The sequence below is a fragment of the Rhodococcus sp. 06-1460-1B genome (assembly GCF_002258475.1).
GTDB lineage: Bacteria > Actinomycetota > Actinomycetes > Mycobacteriales > Mycobacteriaceae > Rhodococcoides > Rhodococcoides fascians.
Map to the genome: position 1 here is coordinate 62,518 of NZ_NOYS01000029.1, position 15,687 is coordinate 78,204.

The 15,687-nt window shown below is 65.4% G+C and carries 12 protein-coding genes; 8 read left to right on the forward strand and 4 right to left on the reverse strand.

The features are described from left to right. Positions 1–201 precede the first annotated feature (201 nt). The 4 genes from CH268_RS15940 to CH268_RS15955 are packed head-to-tail and all read left to right on the forward strand — an operon-like array spanning position 202 to position 3,806. Positions 202–852: an ABC transporter permease gene (locus tag CH268_RS15940; RefSeq protein WP_027497407.1), complete on the forward strand. Its 651-nt coding sequence runs from the start codon at positions 202–204 to the stop codon at positions 850–852. Then, positions 845–2,041 (forward strand): ABC transporter ATP-binding protein, encoded by a 1,197-nt coding sequence (locus tag CH268_RS15945; RefSeq protein WP_094664997.1) that lies wholly within the window; start codon positions 845–847, stop codon positions 2,039–2,041. Before CH268_RS15940 ends, CH268_RS15945 begins: the two co-directional genes overlap by 8 nt. Further along, a complete protein-coding gene (locus tag CH268_RS15950; protein WP_027497409.1) occupies positions 2,038–2,823 on the forward strand; it encodes an ABC transporter permease in 786 nt (261 codons plus the stop codon). The genes CH268_RS15945 and CH268_RS15950 overlap by 4 nt, the downstream gene beginning before the upstream one ends. Beyond that, positions 2,823–3,806 (forward strand): glycine betaine ABC transporter substrate-binding protein, encoded by a 984-nt coding sequence (locus tag CH268_RS15955; RefSeq protein WP_027497410.1) that lies wholly within the window; start codon positions 2,823–2,825, stop codon positions 3,804–3,806. Before CH268_RS15950 ends, CH268_RS15955 begins: the two co-directional genes overlap by 1 nt. Here the strand turns inward: CH268_RS15955 and CH268_RS15960 are convergent. The 3 genes from CH268_RS15960 to CH268_RS15970 form a co-directional block, all read right to left on the reverse strand. Continuing rightward, positions 3,803–6,850, reverse strand: a complete 3,048-nt coding sequence (locus tag CH268_RS15960; RefSeq protein ID WP_032382797.1) for a bifunctional [glutamine synthetase] adenylyltransferase/[glutamine synthetase]-adenylyl-L-tyrosine phosphorylase — start codon at positions 6,848–6,850, stop codon at positions 3,803–3,805. The genes CH268_RS15955 and CH268_RS15960 overlap by 4 nt on opposite strands. A gap of 142 nt (positions 6,851–6,992) precedes the next feature. Beyond that, complete coding sequence (glnA, locus tag CH268_RS15965) at positions 6,993–8,333, reverse strand: type I glutamate--ammonia ligase (protein ID WP_027497412.1); 1,341 nt, start codon at positions 8,331–8,333, stop codon at positions 6,993–6,995. 101 nt (positions 8,334–8,434) lie between these two features. Next, positions 8,435–10,000, reverse strand: coding sequence for an alpha/beta hydrolase (locus tag CH268_RS15970; protein ID WP_094665051.1), 1,566 nt, complete (start codon positions 9,998–10,000; stop codon positions 8,435–8,437). A gap of 83 nt (positions 10,001–10,083) precedes the next feature. Here CH268_RS15970 and CH268_RS15975 point away from each other — a divergent pair, with 83 nt between their 5' ends. The 4 genes from CH268_RS15975 (at position 10,084) to pip (ending at position 14,252) form a co-directional block, all read left to right on the forward strand. After that, entirely contained in the window at positions 10,084–11,808 is a 1,725-nt protein-coding gene (locus tag CH268_RS15975; RefSeq protein ID WP_094664999.1) for an NAD+ synthase, read from the forward strand. A 143-nt stretch (positions 11,809–11,951) separates the two neighbouring features. After that, positions 11,952–12,803, forward strand: coding sequence for a 3-methyl-2-oxobutanoate hydroxymethyltransferase (panB, locus tag CH268_RS15980; RefSeq protein WP_032368131.1), 852 nt, complete (start codon positions 11,952–11,954; stop codon positions 12,801–12,803). Positions 12,804–12,844: 41 nt separating this feature from the next. Beyond that, complete coding sequence (locus CH268_RS15985) at positions 12,845–13,294, forward strand: hypothetical protein (RefSeq protein WP_176457963.1); 450 nt, start codon at positions 12,845–12,847, stop codon at positions 13,292–13,294. A gap of 1 nt (position 13,295) precedes the next feature. Continuing rightward, complete coding sequence (gene pip, locus CH268_RS15990) at positions 13,296–14,252, forward strand: prolyl aminopeptidase (RefSeq protein ID WP_032374378.1); 957 nt, start codon at positions 13,296–13,298, stop codon at positions 14,250–14,252. Here pip and CH268_RS15995 read toward each other — a convergent pair. Beyond that, positions 14,242–15,687: an RNB domain-containing ribonuclease gene (locus tag CH268_RS15995; RefSeq protein ID WP_094665001.1), complete on the reverse strand. Its 1,446-nt coding sequence runs from the start codon at positions 15,685–15,687 to the stop codon at positions 14,242–14,244. The two genes, pip and CH268_RS15995, sit on opposite strands and share 11 nt — an antisense overlap.

Sequence of the window (15,687 nt, forward strand, 5' to 3'; positions counted from 1 at the left end):
GGGTCATCTTTCGTCGGTGACCCGTCGATAGTCCACGAACGCCCGACCGGGCTGACCCGGTCGGGCGTTCGCGGTTCGAATGGGCTTGTCGCCGAAGCCATTTCGTCGTTTCGCTGCAAAAGGGTTCACCTGACGTTTGAATGGGTAACGACGGGGTACAGAAAAGCATCCGCGCTCAGCCGAACAGAGGACTACAACTGCATGGACGCTCTGTGGGACTTCATTGTCGGGCGGCGAAGGCAGTTGGCGATCGATTCGTATCTCCACGTGTCGGCCGTCATTCAATGTGTCGTCATTGCAACCGTCATCGGGGTGGCGATCGGTGTGCTCGTGTACCGAAGCCCTGCGGGCTCCGCAGTCGCGACGGCCCTGGCGAGTACGGTTCTCACCATCCCGTCGTTCGCACTGCTCGGAGTTCTCATTCCGGTGCTGGGTCTGGGCGTCAAACCCACTGTGACAGCACTTGTTCTGTACTCCCTTCTCCCCATCATCCGCAACACCGTGGTGGGCTTGGCAGCCGTCGATCCGGCCGTTGCCGACGCGGCCCGCGGAATCGGAATGAGCCGCGCTCTGGTGTTGCGCCGCATCGAGATCCCACTCGCGTGGCCGTCGATCCTCACCGGCATGCGCGTCAGTACGCAGATGGCCATGGGCATTCTCGCCATCGCCGCGTACGCCAAGGGTCCCGGACTCGGCAACCTCCTCTTCTCGGGCCTCGCCCGCGTGGGTAGCCCCACAGCTCTACCGCAGGCTCTGACCGGCACTGTCCTGATCGTCCTGCTGGCGTTGATCCTCGATGGGATCTACGTGTTGATCGGCAAACTGACCACCTCGAGGGGTATCCGTGAGTGACTCGACCCGTACATCGAATGTCTCCGGCGCGGAAATCGTGCTCGAGAACGTGACCAAGAGCTACCCGGGGCAGAAGCTCGCTGCCGTCGACAACGTGTCGATGACCATCCCCGCGGGCGAGGTCGTCGTACTCGTCGGGCCGTCCGGTTGCGGCAAGACGACGACGATGCGCATGATCAACCGTCTGATCGAGCCGACATCGGGCCGCATCACGATCGGTGGCAAGGACGCACTGTCGATCGATCCGAACGAATTGCGCCGGACCATCGGCTATTCCATTCAGCAGGCAGGCCTGTTCCCGCACATGACGATTGCGCAGAACGTCGGGATGGTGCCGGGTCTCATCGGGTGGAACAAGAAGCGAATCGACGACCGCACGGACGAGATGCTGGACCTCGTCGGCCTCGATCCGGCGGTCTATCGCCAGCGTTATCCGCGGCAGCTCTCCGGCGGTCAGCAGCAACGCGTCGGAGTCGCACGCGCTCTCGCCGCCGATCCCCCGGTGCTGTTGATGGACGAACCGTTCGGTGCCGTCGACCCGATCACCCGCGGGTTGCTGCAGGACGAATTGATGCGTCTGCAAGCAGAATTGGGCAAGACCATCGTTTTCGTCACGCACGATTTCGACGAGGCGGTCAAGCTCGGTGACCGCATCGCCGTGCTCGGTAACCAGTCCACGATCCTCCAGTACGACACTCCCGAGGCGGTGCTCGCCAACCCGGCCGACGACACCGTGGCCGGGTTCGTCGGAGCCGGAGCCGCGTTGAAGCAGCTGACGTTGATGCGAGTACGCGACATCGAGCTGTCCGACGTGCCAGTGTTCGGCGAGGACGACTCGGTGGAATCGATGAACACCGCGCTGGGATCGGATCCCGAAGCCTGGGGAATCATCGTCGACTCCCGTAGACGCCCGATTCGGTGGACGGATCGACGCCACCTCGCGGGTGTGGGGAGCCTCCGTGACGTCGGGGTGCCGATGGGAGAACTGGTTTCGACCCAGTCCACCCTGCAGGATGCGCTGGAAGCTCTACTGTCCGAGGGCAATGCGACGGCGACCGTCACCGGCAATCGCGGCGAGTACGTCGGCACCGTGACCATCGACGTGCTGATCGACACCATCAAGTCGTTGCGGTCGCAACACGCGAACGATCACGACGAGCCGCGCGAAGCTGCTGGGACTCCGTCGTGACGACACTCGCCGATACCGGCGACGAGACCAAGGACGCCGCGCGTACTGCCAAGCGCGCCGAGCGAATTCGTCTTCTCATCCAGCCGGCCCTGGTGCTGGTGATCGTGGCGATTCTGTTGGTCTACGCGTTGACCAGAGACCTCACCGCGACGCAGGCCGAGACGATCAACATCAGCACGATCTCCACCAGGGTTCTCGAGCATGTGCTGATCACCTTCGTCGTCACCGCGTTGGTGCTCGTCATCGCCGTGCCTCTGGGAATTCTGTTGACTCGCAACGGGTATCGCAAAGCTGCACCACTGTTCATCGGTATCGCGAACATCGGGCAGGCCGCACCGGCCGTCGGCTTGCTGGTGTTGTTGTTCCTGTGGACGGGCGCAACGGGTTTCTGGACCGGCGTTCTCCCGATCGCGTTCTATTCGTTGCTCCCCGTTCTGCGCAACACCATGTTGGGCTTTCAGACAGTCGAGCCGAACTACATCGATGCCGCTCGCGGACAGGGCATGTCGAACATGGGCATTCTGCGCCGCATCGAATTTCCGCTCGCGGTGCCGTTCATCCTGGCGGGTCTGCGCACCTCGCTCGTGCTCGCCGTCGGCACCGCAACTCTGAGCTTTCTCGTCGGAGCAGGCGGGCTCGGCGTTCTGATCGACACCGGCTACAAGCTCAACCAACCACTCATTCTCGTCGTGGGTGCCGTTCTCGCGGTAGCACTCGCGCTGTTGGTGGATTGGCTGGGCGCACTCGCCGAGGCCTACCTCGGACCGAAAGGACTCCGCTGATGCGGCGCACCACCCGACGACTCGCAGCGCTGTGCGCCACCACCGTTCTCGCGCTGACGGGGTGCGGATTGCAGTCCGGCGGCGCGATGCCGTTGTCGGTCGAGGCCGGCAGCATCACTCCGCTCGAGGGGCTCGAAGGTGCCGAGTTCACCGTCGGATCGAAGGACTTCACCGAGCAGATCATCCTCGGCTACATCCTCGAATTCGCGCTGAGCGCAGCCGGTGCCGACGTTCGAGACCTCACCAACATCGTGGGCTCGCAGAGCGTTCGACTCGCGATGCAGAACGGCCAGGTGGACCTCGCCTACGAGTACACCGGAACCGGGTGGATCAACTACCTGGGCAACGAGAAGCCCATTCCCGATGCCACGGAACAGTTCGAGGCAGTGCGCGACGCCGACAAGGCCAACGGCATCGACTGGGTCAATCCCGCGCCGATGGACAACACCTATGCGCTGGCCATGAATCAGCAGGTCGCACAGGAAACCGGTGTGCGCACGCTGTCGGACTACGCCGCTCTGGTGAACCGAGATCCCGCCGCCGCGTCGCTGTGCGTCGAGACCGAGTTCAACAGTCGCCAGGACGGGCTCCCCGGTCTCGCCGCCACGTACGGTTTCGACGCCAACGCCATCTCGGTGCAAATCCTGCAGACCGGCGTCATCTATCAGGCAACTGCGGACGGTTCGCAGTGCCGCTTCGGTGAGGTGTTCACCACCGACGGTCGAATCAAGGGCTTGAACCTGACCGTGGTCGAAGACGACAAGGCGTTCTTCCCGCGGTACAACGCGACTGTAGTCGTGCGGCAGGAGATCGCCGATCGCTATCCGGAGATAGCCGAGGTCACCGCTCCCATCTCCGCTGCGCTCACCAACGAAGCGATCTCGGAGTTGAACAAGCAGGTCGACATCGACGGCCGGGAACCCGCGGACGTCGCACGTGACTGGATGGTCGAGCAGGGCTTCGTCACCGCGGGCAGCGACTAGAGCCCGCCGAACGTCCTCTCCACGACTGCCTTGGCCCGACGCGTGACGCGCAGATAGTTGTCGAGGAATGCCCCGGCGTCGCCGTTCTCCCACCCCGCCACCTGTGCGACGGCGGACAGGACGGCACCCGGTCTCGGCAGTTGGTCGGTCGGCTTACCGCGAACCAGGACGAGCGCATTGCGCGCTTTCGTCGCCAGGATCCACGCTTCGCGCAGCAGCTCGATGTCGGTCTCACTCATCAGCTCGGCTGCGCCGATCGCGTCGAGAGTTTGCAGCGTCGAGGTGTTGTGCAGTGACTCGACCTTGTGTGCGTAGCGGAGCTGGATGAGCTGTACGGTCCACTCGATGTCCGCCAGTCCCCCGCGTCCGAGCTTGGTGTGGGTGGCCGGGTCGGCTCCCTTGGGGAGACGCTCGGAGTCGATCCGCGCCTTGATACGCCGAATCTCACGAACGGCGTCGGCCGACACTCCCCCCTCGGGGTAGCGAACCTTGTCGGCCATCAGCAGGAAGCGGATGCCCAGGTCCTGATCTCCCGCCACCTGATGCGCACGCAGCAGAGCCTGCACCTCCCAGGCCTGAGCCCACTGGGCGTAGTAGGCGGCGTAGGACGACAGCGTGCGCACCACCGGGCCGTTGCGACCTTCCGGGCGGAGGCCGGTGTCGACTTCGAGAGGCGGGTCGGTGCTCGGCGCTCCGAGCAGTTTCCGGATGCGATCGGCAATGGTGTTGGCCCACTTGACCGCAACGGTCTCGTCGACGCCGTCCACCGGTTCGCAGACGAACAGCACGTCGGCGTCGCTTCCGTAGCCGAGTTCGCCGCCGCCGAGGCGTCCCATACCGATGACGGCCAGGGTCGCCGGTGCCGGCTCGCCGCGCTCCTTCTCACTCGCCCGCACGGCGGCCGCCAATGCCGCGTTGATCACTGCGGCCCACACCGAGGACAACGCCCGGCAGACCTGAGGGACGTCGAGCATGCCGAGGATGTCTGCCGACGCCACCCGGGCCAGTTCGTGGCGGCGCAGCGCCCTGGCGGCATTGATCGCCCGAACCGGGTCCTCGTAGCGAGCCGAGGACGACAGGATGGCGCGGTAGGTCTCTTCGGGTTCGGCGTCCAGCAGGCGCGGGCCGGTCGGCCCGTCGGCGAACAACCTGATGACCTCGGGGGCCTTGATCAGCAGATCCGGCACGTACGCCGAGGATCCGAGGACGATCATCAGCCGCTGGGCCACCGCACCCTCGTCGCGCAGCACTCGCAGGAACCACGTCTGCTCGCCGGCCGATTCCGAGAGCCGTCGGTAGTTCAGCAGTCCGGCGTCGGGATCCGGTGTGTCGGCGAGCCATTCGAGCAACGTGGGGAGCAGCACGGCCTGAATCTGACCGCGGCGGGTACCGGAACCGACCAGCGCTCGCAGGTGGCCCAACGCATTCTGCGGCGTCGCGTACCCGAGCGCGGCAAGCTGACGCGTCGCCGCGTCGGGGGTCAAACGCACTGTCTCCGAGTCGAACTTGACCACCGAGTCGAGCAGCGGCCGGTAGAAGAGCTTGGCGTGCAGCCGACGGATGCGCTGCGCGTTGCGCTTGATCTCGGCGTTCAGCACACCGAGCGCATCACGATTACCGTCGGGGCGCATGTGCGCGGAACGCGCGAGCCACCGCAGACCTTCCTCGTCGTCCGGTGGAGGCAGGGTGTGTGTGCGACGCATCCGCTGCAACTGCAGTCGGTGCTCGATCAATCGCAAGAATTCGTAGGACGCGGTCAGATTCGCGGCGTCGTCACGGCCGACGTACCCGCCCTCGGTCAGAGCCGTCAGGGCATCGGTCGTGCCCAGTACGCGCAACGACTCGTCTGTTCTGCCGTGTACCAATTGCAGGAGCTGGACGGCAAATTCGACGTCGCGCAGACTGCCGCGTCCGAGTTTGATCTCCCGTTCGCGCAGCTCGGTCGGCACCATCTCCTCGACCCGTCGCCGCATCGCGCGGACCTCGGGCACGAAGTCCTCACGCTGACTGGCCAGCCACACCATCGGGTTGACGGCATCGACGTAATCGTTGCCGAGGGCGATATCGCCGGTCATCGGCCGAGCCTTGAGCAGGGCCTGGAACTCCCACGTCTTGGCCCAGCGCTTGTAGTAGGCCACGTGCGAGTCGAGCGTGCGAACCAGCTCGCCGCGCTTACCTTCGGGGCGCAGCGCAGCGTCGACCTCGAAGAACGCCGAGGACCCGATGCGCATCATCTCGCCGGCGATCCGACTCGCCTGTGAGTCCGCCGGCTCGGCGACGAACACGACATCGACGTCCGAGACGTAATTGAGTTCGCGCGCACCGCATTTGCCCATGGCGATGACGGCCAGCCGCGTCGGACACGGGGCATCGGGACACACGGTCGCCACCGCCACCGACAGAGCCGCAGTGAGCGCCGCATCTGCCATGTCGGACAGTTGGGCTCCCACCACCGTGTACGGCAGGACCGGTTCGTTCTCGACGGTCGCGGCGAGGTCGTACGCGGCCAACACCATGATCTGGTCGCGGTACTTCTTGCGCAGGGCGATCACGGCGGGCGGGCCGGTGACGGACGCGCGGTACAGATCGGGTGCGGCATTGGGCCCGGTCTCCGGCTCGGCCCCGACGGCCTCGAGCAGTTCCGCGACCAGCGTTGCCTTGCTGGGCAACTGGATCTTCGCCGACACACCGCTGCTCTGACCTTCCGCGGTCAGTAACAACCGCCAGGTGGTGTCGTCGGCAACGAGGTGGTCGGCGAGTGCACTGGACGCGCCGACGAGTCCCAGGAGGCGGCCGCGGAATCCCTTGTCGTTACGCAGTGCGGTGTCGAATTCGGCCCAGCCACTGCCGAGCATCTCGTACATGCGCACCAGCGTGCGCAGTGCGAGATCGGCGTTGGGGGCACGCGAGAGCGACCACAGCAGCTCGAGACTCTCTTCGCCCGTCCAGCCCAGGGTGCGCAGATCGGACGGCGCAGTCTCCTCGACGAGACCGAGGCGGCCAGGTCCGGGTACGACCGACCTGGAAGTGGGAGGACGCACCATCAGAATCCACCTCGGGGTGCCACAGATATACCTCGTCGTCAGTAATGCGACGCGAGGGTGCCCACGCCGGCATCGAACCTACATTCGGGATCGACTAGAACGTAGCCCATGGCAGCGCTGGGTTGTTACAGACCCCGCTGCTCTACAAACCGAGGTACGCCCTCAGCTCGTACGGCGTGACGTGGCTGCGGTATTCCTCCCACTCGCGACGCTTGTTGCGCAGGAAGAAGTCGAACACGTGCTCGCCCAGTGCTTCTGCGACCAGCTCGGAACCCTCCATCGCGTTGAGCGCTTGGTCGAGGTTGCCCGGCAGTTCCTTGTAGCCCATGGCGCGACGCTCCGCAGAGGTCAATGCCCACACGTCTTCCTCGGCCTCGGGCGGCAGGGTGTAGCCCTTCTCGATTCCGCGCAGACCGGCCGCGAGCAGCACCGCGAACGCCAGGTACGGGTTGCAGGCCGAGTCGGGGCTCCGGATCTCGACGCGTCGCGACGACGCCTTGTTCGGCGTGTACATGGGCACACGAATCAATGCCGACCGGTTGGCCGGTCCCCAGGATGCAGCGGTCGGGGCTTCGCCACCACGCACGAGACGCTTGTACGAGTTGACCCACTGGTTGGTCACGGCACTGATCTCGTTGGCGTGCTCGAGGATGCCGGCGATGAAGGACTTGCCGGTTTCGGACAGCTGCATCGGATCGTCCGGGTTGTGGAAGGCGTTGGCGTCGCCCTCGAACAAACTCATGTGCGTGTGCATCGCCGAGCCGGCCTGGTCGCTGAACGGTTTGGGCATGAACGTCGCGCGCACGCCCTCTTCGATGGCGACTTCCTTGACCACGTAGCGGAAGGTCATGATGTTGTCGGCCATGGACAGTGCGTCCGCGTACCGCAGATCGATCTCCTGCTGGCCCGGCGCTGCCTCGTGGTGGCTGAACTCGACCGAGATGCCCATCGACTCGAGCGCGTCGATGGCATGCCTGCGGAAGTTCGGAGCCGAGTCGTGCACGGCCTGGTCGAAGTACCCGCCGTTGTCTGCCGGGGTCGGCGGTGAGCCGTCCTGGGGAGCGTCTTTGAGCAAGAAGAATTCGATCTCGGGGTGCACGTAGCAGCTGAATCCGAGGTCGGCAGCCTTGCTCAGCTGGCGACGCAGCACGTGGCGCGAATCGGCCCAGGACGGCGAGCCGTCGGGCATGGCGATGTCGCAGAACATGCGGGCAGAGTGCTGGTGACCCTTGCTGGTCGACCACGGCAGGATCTGGAACGTCGACGGATCCGGCTTGGCGACGGTGTCGGCCTCGGAGACGCGGGCGAATCCTTCGATGGCGCTGCCGTCGAAGCCGATTCCCTCGTCGAATGCACCTTCGAGTTCAGCGGGCGCGATGGCCACCGATTTGAGGTACCCGAGGACGTCGGTGAACCAGAGGCGGACGAAACGAATGTCGCGCTCTTCGAGAGTCCGGAGCACGAATTCCTTTTGACGATCCATGAACGCGAGAGTAAGCAAACGGAGTTAAATCTGTGTTACATCGTGAATTCAGTCTCACTTCGTGGAACTCTCCGCTCACCGCGCGCCCGGTGAGGTAGGTGTCAGCAGACCAGCCCTTCGCCTGGTGGGACGAGGTCCACCAGGTAGTTCGTCAGCGGATCGTCGATGCACTCCACTCCCGAGAACGCCACCGTGTGTTGCGTGCCGTTGTAGGTGACCAAGTCGCCGCGCAGCTGGTCGGCCAGTTCCACGCCCGCTTGGTAGGGCGTCGCCGGATCGTTCGTCGTCGAGACCACCACCAGCGTGGGCAGCCCCTCCGCCTCCACGATGTGGGGCTCGCTGGTGTTCGGCACCGGCCAGAACGCACACAGATCCAGCGGCGCGTTCCCGGTGGAGCGGCCGTCGTCGAGGTACGGCGCTGCCGCTCGGAACCTGGCGTCGGCCTCGTCGGCCTCCCCCCGGTCGGTGGTCGGCGGGCCGTCGACGCATCGGACGGCGTTGAACGCGTCGTCGATGTTGGTGTAGCTACCGTCCTCGAGCCGTCCGGAGTAGGTGTCGGCGAGGCGCAGCAGTGTGTCTCCCCTTCCCTCTCGCAGTTCGCTCAGTCCGGCTCGCAGCAAGCGCCAGAGCTGCGGTGAGTACAGCGCCTGTTGCGCTCCGGTGATCGCGTCGTCGTAGCTCAGTCCGCGCGGATCGGTGGTGTCGGCGGGCGTGTCGACCAGCGGGTCGACCAATGTCCGGAACTGCGCCACGGCCTGGGACGGATCCGTGCCGAGCGGACAGGTATCCGTCTGCGTGCAGTCCGCAGCGAACTGGTCGAACGCGGTCTGGAACGCCGCACCCTGGGCGACGGCCTCGTCGACGGGCGACTGGTCGGGATCGAGTGCTCCGTCGAGCACCATGGCCCGCACGTTCGACGGGAACGCCTCGGCGTAGGCGGTACCGATGCGTGTCCCGTACGAGTACCCGACGTACGTGAGCTTCTCGTCGCCGAGCACTGCGCGGATGACATCCATGTCGCGGACGACTTCACGGGTGCCGACGTGTTCGAGCACGTCGGCCCCGGTGCGTTCGACACATTGCGCCGCGTAGTCACGATGATCGGCTTCGGTGGCGGCGATCCCTTCCGGGCTGACGTCGACGTCCGGTTCCCGACGCTCTTCGTCGACTCCCTCGGACGTCAGGCAGCGCACTTCGGGTTCGGAGGCCCCGATTCCACGTGGATCGAATCCGATGCGGTCGAACCGGTCGGCGATCGGGGTGCCGTCGGCTTGCTCGGCGAGGTAGAGCCCCGACGATCCCGGACCGCCCGGGTTCATCAGGATCGACCCGATCTTCTCCCCCGTCGCCTGTGTGCGTGAGATCGCGATGTCGATGGTCTTGCCGCCCGGATCGGCGTAGTCGAGTGGCACGGTCACTCGGGCGCACTGGACTGCGTCGCCGAGTTCGGACCCATCCGTGTTGTAGGACTCGCACGATTCCCACTGCAGATTCTGGGTGTAGAACGCCTCGAGCCCGGCAGGAACAGGACCGGCCGGAGCCGAGAACGTGGAGTCGGACGCGGTGGACGGATCGGGGTCGGCACCGGGCCCGGGCGCGGAGCAGCCGGCGAGGACGAGGGCGACTGCGGACAGTGCCACGACCGACGTCGTGGTGCGCGTTCTCATGAGTCGATCGTGCCAGGTCTTTCCGGCCACACTCCATTCTCGCTGCCCGGCAGGGACGGCCGTCGAGCACTAGCGTCTACACGGTGCAGGCCCTCAGACTCGCCCTCGCCCAGATCAATCCCGTCGTCGGCGATCTCGAAGCGAATGCGGCGGCAATCGTCGAATGGACCGTCCGTGCCGCCCATGACGGTGCCAACGTGGTCGTGTTTCCGGAGATGGCCCTGACCGGGTATCCGGTCGAGGATCTGGCGTTGAATCCGTCGTTCGCCGCGGCATCGGCGCGGGCACTGACGGGGCTGGCGGAGTCCCTGGACCGAGCGGGGTGCGGCGATCGCATCGTCGTGGTCGGGTATCTCGACCGCGATGTCGAGGGCTCGAGAAACAGCGCGGCGGTGATCGTCGACGGCCGGGTCGCAGCTCGGTACGACAAGCATTCATTGCCCACCTACCGGGTGTTCGACGAGGCACGTTATTTCGCGCCCGGCTCCCGTTTGAGCATCGTGACGGTCAACGGCATGCGACTCGGACTCGTTGTGTGCGAGGATATCTGGCAACCCGGTGGATCCGTTGCCGCCTACGCCTCGGCCGGAGTCGATCTACTGCTGTGCCTCAACGCGAGCCCCTTCGAGCAGGGGAAGGACACGATTCGTCACTCTGTCGTCCAGCGCCGAGCCACCGAGATCGGGACCCCCATCGCGTACGTGAACGCGGTCGGCGGTCAGGACGAGCTGGTGTTCGACGGGGGAAGTCTCGTGCTCGGTCCCGACGGCTCGACGTGGGGCCGGGCTCCGCAATTCGTCGAGCACTTGCTGATCGTCGACGTGGATGCCCCCGCGGATCCGGTCGCGGACTCCCCCGCGGTGGCGGGCTGGACGATCGATCGCGTCGCTCTGCCCGACGTCGCGATCAGCGGCTGGCAGCGTACCGAGCCGTCCCTGGCTCAGCCCCTCGGCACCGAGGAACAGGTGTGGGGCGCGTTGGTGACCGGGCTACGAGATTACGTGCACAAGAACGGCTTTCGTGCGGTCACCCTCGGTCTGTCCGGTGGAATCGATTCGGCGGTCGTCGCCGCCATCGCCGTCGATGCCCTCGGCGCTGACGCGGTGTACGCAGTGTCGATGCCCTCGGAGTTCTCCTCGGAGCATTCGCGCATCGATGCCGAGGATCTCGCCGCGCGCACCGGCATTCACTTTCGAACCGAACCGATTTCCCAGATGGTCGCCGGCTTCGTCGACCAGCTGCACTTGACCGGCGTGGCCGAGGAGAACGTCCAGGCGAGATGCCGGGGAATCGTGTTGATGGCGCTGTCCAACACCTTCGGTCATCTGGTCCTTGCCACCGGGAACAAGTCCGAACTGGCGGTGGGTTATTCGACGATCTACGGCGACGCGGTCGGCGGCTTCGCACCGATCAAGGACGTGCCCAAGACGCTGGTCTGGGGATTGGCGCGCTGGCGCAACGAGTCCGCGATCGACCGCGGAGACGTCCCGCCGATCCCCGAATCGAGCATCGACAAGCCGCCCTCGGCCGAGCTTCGGCCGGGTCAGCTCGACACCGATTCACTGCCCGACTACGACACCCTCGACGCCATCCTGTTTCGGTACGTCGACCACGATCAGGGCGTCGCAGACATCGTCGCGGCGGGTTTCGACGCGTCCGTCGTGGCGGACGTCGTGCGCAAGGTGGACACGGCGGAATACAAGCGGCGGCAGTATCCGATCGGCACCAAGGTCACCTCGCGGGCGTTCGGACGCGATCGCCGGATGCCGATCACGGTCGGGAGGGGCGCGTCCGAGCCCCCGAAGTGACGATCGGCTGTTGCTTCGACTGTGACAAATTGCACTCCCTACCAGCATTCCTGCGACGGAAGGGCGGTGGCAGACTGGTCACGTCATCACACCCCATCCCGGGGACCCGCCGCGCGGGCCTCGAGGACCAGAAAGGGACAAAGATGTCCGAAAATGCTGTGTACGGCGGTTCCTCAACCGAATCTCCGGCGACCGCGCTGACCCGCAAGACCCGTACCCACCATCTGCTGCAGATGAAGGCAGAGGGTGAGCGCTGGGGAATGCTGACGGCGTACGACTACTCCAGCGCCCGCATCTTCGAGGAAGCCGGCGTGCCTGTGCTTCTCGTCGGCGACTCCGCGGCCAACGTCGTGTACGGCTACGACACCACCGTGCCGATCACCGTGGACGAATTGCTTCCTCTCGTACGTGGAGTGGTACGCGGCGCACCGCACGCGCTCGTCGTCGCAGATCTGCCCTTCGGTACCTACGAAGCCTCACCGCAGCAGGCCCTCGAAACCGCTGTTCGTTTCATGAAGGAAGGCCTCGCGGGCGCGGTGAAGCTCGAGGGCGGCGAGCGGGTCGCACCGCAGATCGCCGCCATCACCGCTGCCGGCATCCCCGTCATGGCCCATGTGGGATTCACCCCGCAGAGCGTCAACACCCTCGGCGGATTCCGCGTTCAGGGTCGCGGTGACGCGTCCGAACAACTCGTCGCCGACGCCATCGCCGTACAGGAGGCAGGTGCCTTCGCCGTCGTCATGGAGATGGTCCCCGCCGACATCGCCGGCCAGGTCACCCGCAAGCTCACGATCCCGACGGTCGGCATCGGAGCGGGCAACGAATGCGACGCTCAGGTTCTCGTGTGGCAGGACATGGCCGGATACACCAACGGCAAGACCGCCAAGTTCGTCAAGAAGTTCGCCGACGTGGGCGATTCGCTGCGCACCGCAGCCACCACGTACATGTCCGAGGTGCGCTCGGGAGTCTTCCCCGGACCCGAACACAGCTACTGACCGTCGTCGTCTGATCCCGGTTCGGATGGCACACTCGGGCCATGACAATCAGACGGGGTACGACGTCCATTGCAGGAAGAAGCGCAGTCGCACTGGTCGGTGCGGCTGCGCTTCTCGCCGTAGTGGGGGCATGCAGCACCGACACGACCAACACCGGTTCGTCGTCGACCACGACGACCGCTCCGAGCACGACGGTGGCGACGACGACTCCTGTGGGAGCGGCTGTCACCGATGCCCAGAAGCAGCAGCTGTGCACCGATCTCGAGGCGCAGCTGTCCAATTGGCGCGTGCAGGGCCCCACTCTCGGTCGCGGCGGTCTGAACATTCTGGTGCAGACCTGGGCTGCGCAGAGCGGCGTCATCAATCTCCAGGTGGTGCAGAATCGCGCGCTCGTCGACGACATCACGAAGGAAACGTGCTCGGACGTGCGGGACGAGGCCATCCGCTCCCTCGACATCCCGGATCTGGCCTCCGGTCTGGTCGGTTTCTAGGATGCGCACCTTGTACCCGGAGATCGAGCCCGTGCAGACCGGTCACCTCGACGTCGGCGAAGGGCAGCGGATCTACTGGGAGATCTCCGGCAACCCCGACGGCGAACCGGTGGTGTTCGTGCACGGCGGTCCCGGCGGTGCCACCAATCCGCTGCAGCGTCGCTACTTCGATCCGCAGGTCTACCGCATCGTGTTGTTCGATCAGCGAGGCTGCGGGCTGTCGACCCCTCATATTGCCGACGGGGCAGATCTGTCGGTCAACACCACCGATCGCTTGATCTCCGACATGGAGAAACTCCGCGAGCACCTGAACATCGACACCTGGTTGGTGTTCGGCGGATCCTGGGGCTCCACGTTGTCGCTGGCCTACGCACAGACGCATCGCGAGAGGGTGCGAGGACTCGTGCTCCGAGGAATCTTCCTCGTCCGGCCGTCGGAGATCGACTGGTACTACCGCGGCGGTGCCGGACACATCTTCCCGGACCTGTGGGAGGAGTTTCTCGCTCCCATTCCGGAAGGCGAACGAGACGGGGATCTTGTCGAGGCATATCACCGACAGTTGATGTCCGAGGACGACGCTGCCGCGACCCGGGCCGCGGTGGCGTGGTCGTCGTGGGAGGCAGCGACGAGTTACCTGCTCCCGAAACCCGATGCTGTACAGCATAATTCGGATGCGCGTTTCGCTCGCGCCTTCGCCGGAATCGAGAACCACTACTTCCGCAACGGGTGCTTCCTCGAAGAGAACCAGTTGTTACGCGACGCGCACCTGCTCGACGGTATTCCTGGCGTGATCGTGCAGGGCCGCTACGACGTGGTGTGCCCGGCCACGAGCGCGTGGGCACTGCACAAGGCCTGGCCGAGTGCAGATCTAGTAATCGTCGACGATGCCGGCCATTCTGCGGCCGAGCCGGGCATCGTCCACCACCTGGTCGAGGCGACCGACCGATTCAGGCCGTGACAGACGGATAGTCGAATCGGACTGTGCGCGAGTCGGTGTCGGCCCGAGTCAATCGGACCTTCACCGACTCCCCCGCAGGCGGCTCGCCGTCGCACTTGCCCATGACGATCGGTTCGGACACGAGCACCTCGGCGTCACGCTTGCCCTCGGCACCTCGCAGCACCACTGCGTCGAACGTCTGACCTACGCGATCTTCGAGCACGTGCGCTTCGGTCAGATCGATGCAGGCTCGGTCCACTTTCGACGCTGCAGAATCCGATCCACGCATGATCGCCGGTAGCTCCGGCAGCGCCTGCGCCGCCCACTCGGGGACGGACACACCGGCAACCACGGCCAGACACACCTCGGTGGCGAACCGATCCGACAGCCGTCGCAACGGGGCCGTCACATGGGCGTACGGCGCTCCGATACCCGAGTGTTCGACGGAATCGTCGGTGCCGGGTGCATCGATGGTCGAGTTCGGAGTTCGACTGTCGAACGCCGAATAGTCGGCTCCCCGAAGCAATCCCGTGGCCTGAGTCATCATCGCCAGAGTCGACGGTTCGTCGGTGGGCAGGCCGGCGAGTACCGCGCCGGCGGACGCGCCGACGGGCCACTCGATTCCGAGTGCGTTCGCGGTCTTCTTCAGGGTCTCGACGGCCTCGGGCGGTGCGGGCGGAAGCGTGCGTACGATGCCGATTCCGGCGTCGAGCATGATTCTGGCTGCGCACATGCCCGTCAGCAAGGACACCTCGGCGTTCCAGCCGTCCACTGCTGTTCGCGGTTGCAGAACGATTCGCCAACCGTGCCCGTCCGGAACCACTTCCTGCTCGGGGAGCGTGATGTCGATGGCTCCTCGACGCCTCGCTGCCTCCGCCCGTAGGTGTCCGAACTCGGCAAGGGCAGCGATCGACGGGTGCGGTGTGCCGGCGTCGAAGTCGGCTTGCACTCCCGCGTAATCGAGACGCGCGGTCGAACGCACGAGCGCCCGGGTGACGGTCCACGCCGCGGCTTCACCGACGTCGTCGAGTTCGATGGTCCACAGCGCAGCGCAGCGAGTCTGGCCCTCCAACAGGCTTCCCGAGCCCTCCGACAACTCACGCGGGTGCAAGGGAACAGATCCGTCGGGGAGATAGTACGTCTGGCCGCGTCGGCGGGTTTCCACGTCGAGCGCTCCCCCCGGCATCACCAGCGCACCCACGTCGGCGATCGCGTAGTGCACCACCAAGCCGTTGGCCGTCTTCTCGATGTGTACGGCTTGATCGAGGTCCTTCGAGCCGGGTGGGTCGATTGTGACGAAAGGAATGTCGGTGCGGTCGATTCTGCTGTCGGCGTGCAGGTCTCGGGCTTCGATCGCGTCGCGCATCACGTCTGCGTCGAAGACATCGGACAGACCGAACTCGGATCTGATGGACTCGAAATCGAAGTTCGGAGCCCTCAGCCGGGTGAGCAGCAC